This window comes from Leucobacter sp. M11 (genome assembly GCF_035726885.1).
In the GTDB taxonomy this organism is placed as follows: Bacteria; Actinomycetota; Actinomycetes; order Actinomycetales; family Microbacteriaceae; genus JAPFRB01.
In genome coordinates this window covers 570486-573208 of the sequence record NZ_JAPFRB010000002.1, presented here as the reverse complement: position 1 = coordinate 573208, position 2723 = coordinate 570486, and the positions used below count along the sequence as shown (strand labels likewise).

Sequence of the window (2723 nt, the reverse complement as noted above, 5' to 3'; positions counted from 1 at the left end):
CTGCTGACACGGACGCGGATGCCGCGACCGACGCGGATGCTGCGACCGACGCGGATGCTGCGACCGACACGGACGCTGCTGCCGACACGGATGCTGCAACTGACGCTGACGCTGCTGCTGACACGGACGCAGACGCTGCGACCGACACCGATGCGGTTGACGCGGACACTCGCGTTGACACTGACGTAGACGTTGCGGCTGACGCGGACGCGACTGACGCTGATGCCGATGTCGCCGCCGACGTGGATGCGGACGCGACTGCTGACGCTGACGCCGCCGCTGATGCGGATGCCGACGCCGCAGCTGCTGCTGATGCTGACGCCGCTGCTGATGCTGACGCCGCAGCTGACGCTGACGCCGCAACGGATGCTGATGCAGCCGCTGCTGCTGACGCTGATGCCGCCGCTGATGCGGACGCCGCTACGGATGCTGACGCGGCCGCTGCTGCTGACGCTGACGCTGCTGCCGACGCTGACGCCGACGGAGGCCCCGGCGGCAAGCCGGTCACGGGCGTCGACACCCCGAAGGGCGGCGTCAAGCCGGGTGCCAACGGCGGTGGAGTCGGAGGCGGTGCTCGCGGGCACCTCGCCGCAACGGGAGCAGAGCTGCCGTGGATCGGTGGGGCCGCGGCCCTGCTGCTCCTCGCGGCTGGCGCGGGTCTGTTGACCCGACGCCGTCTCCGCCAGTAGGTTCAACTCAGGTGGTGGCTCGGGAAACCGGGCCACCACCCCCTAGCCGAATGGTGCTGTGAGTCGGGAAAGCCCGGCTCACGGCACCACTCATTTCTTGAGAGTGTTCGCGTGAAAATCACACCATCACAGCAACGTCTGGGGGCGATCGTCGCCCTCATTCTCTTTGGCGCCTATGTGCTCCTCAGCCTCCTCATCGTCTCGCCGCCCTCGCCGGTTCGCACGGCGCTGAGCGGGGTCACCTCCGCCGCGTCCCCGTATTTCTCGCAGAAGTGGAACGTGTTCGCGCCGAACATCATGAAGTGGGACTCCACGATGCGCATTCAGGCGCAGTGGCGGGACGACTCCGGGAAGCTCGTGACCAGCGACTGGTTTAACCTGACGCTGATCGAGGAGGGCGCGGTCACCGGTTCGCTCGCCCCGTCCCGGGTGCAGAAGTCTTCCTGGAACGCGATCCTCGCCTATCACGGTCGCTATCTGGAGCTCAACGAGGAGCAGCGGGCCGTGGTGCGGGACACCTTCATCGAGAAGACGAATGACGGTTTTGGCGCGAAGCCCGCCGAGAAGCTCATCGACGAGCTCACCGCCCTCGGCGAGAGCCGAGGCGACGTTATCCGTCTCCTCCGCTACGACAACTCGATGCGCCAGCTGGCCACGAACGCGGCAACCGCATACTTCGATGAGTCCATTGTCCGGGTCCGCTGGGAGCATTCCCGCACCCGGGCCAACGATTTTACGCACCGTTTCCAGGACGAGCAGCAGTTCGCGCCGCTCGCGGAAACCTATGGCTGGCGGCAGGCGAAGACCGTCGACCCGGCCGCCGTTGAGGTGTACCGTGAGGTCTTCTCGCGTTATGGGGGGACAAAATGAGCCAGCACGTCACCAGCGCCGCGTCGGAGGCCGCCGCGGGAACCGGCAGCGCCCTGCGGGGCGGGCCCGCCGCCTGGTTTGGACGCTTCGCCCGCTGGGTAACCGAGGACAAGCGGGCCACGTACGGGGCGTCTGCGCTCCGGATCCTCTTCGCGCTCTCGATGCTGACGATTACCGCCTCCAGCTTCTTTGATCGGCACTACCTGTGGGGGATCGCCTCGACCTGGGTTGACCCTGAGGTGCGCCAGCGCGGCTGGTGGGCGCCATTCACGTGGTTCTTCCCCAAGGACAACGCGGTACTCTTCGACCTCAGCTACGGGGTTCTCCTCGCGCTGATCATTCTCTTCCTGATCGGCTGGAAGACCCGCTACGTGACCCCGGTGCTCCTCCTGTTCTGGATGGGGCTCGTCACCAACAGCACGGTGCTGACCAACGGCGGCGACACGATCACGCGCATCGTGTTGCTCTTCATGATCTTCGCTGACCTGTCCCGGCACTGGTCCGTCGACGCGTGGCTGCGCAAGCGCTCCGGGCGGGAACCGCACCCGCTGGTGTTCTTCGGGAAGCTCTCGGTGCCCGCGTGGCTGCGCAATACCCTGCACAACGTCGCGGTGATGCTCGCGGGGTACCAGATCATCCTCGTCTACGTGAACTCGGGGATCTACAAGCTCATGGGGGAGGAGTGGCGCGACGGCAGCGCCTTCTACTACTCCCTGGTCCTCGACGTGTTCCGCTCCTTCCCGGTGCTGAACGACCTCGCCTGGCAGTCGACGCTGTTCGTGCAGGTGGCGACCTGGCTGTCGGTGTGGGTGCAGGTCTTGTTCCCGCTGCTCCTGCTGTGGACGCCGACGCGGCGCTTCGCGATCCTGTTCATCATGAGCATGCACTTCGGCATCGGGGTGTTCCAGGGGCTCTGGTCCTTCTCGCTCGTGATGCTCGGGTGTGACCTCCTCTTTGTCCGGGACCGCTCGTGGCGGTACGCGGGCACGCTGCTCCGAAACGTGTGGCGGCGGCTCGTGGCCTTCTTCCGGCGCTCGGGCGCGGAGCCAGCCGGCGCTGCGGGCGGACGCGCCCCAGAACCCGAGACGCGCCCCGCGGTTGACCGGGATCCTGCCCCGGACGCCGGCACGGGAACCGCGCCGGAGAGCGCCGCAGCAGGCGTCG

The 2723-nt window shown here is 67.1% G+C and carries 3 protein-coding genes; 2 read left to right on the top strand and 1 reads right to left on the bottom strand.

What is annotated here, in order from left to right:
* Positions 1 to 725: hypothetical protein (locus OOT08_RS07085; protein WP_325091896.1), on the bottom strand; the 725-nt coding region annotated here is incomplete at its 3' end.
* A 75-nt stretch (positions 726 to 800) separates the two neighbouring features.
* Here OOT08_RS07085 and OOT08_RS07080 point away from each other — a divergent pair.
* Together OOT08_RS07080 and OOT08_RS07075 are read left to right on the top strand one after the other, a co-directional pair.
* A complete protein-coding gene (locus OOT08_RS07080; protein ID WP_325091895.1) occupies positions 801 to 1559 on the top strand; it encodes a DUF5819 family protein in 759 nt (252 codons plus the stop codon).
* Positions 1556 to 2723 (top strand): HTTM domain-containing protein (locus OOT08_RS07075; protein ID WP_325091894.1); only part of this gene is annotated, 1168 nt, incomplete at its 3' end. The genes OOT08_RS07080 and OOT08_RS07075, both read left to right, overlap by 4 nt.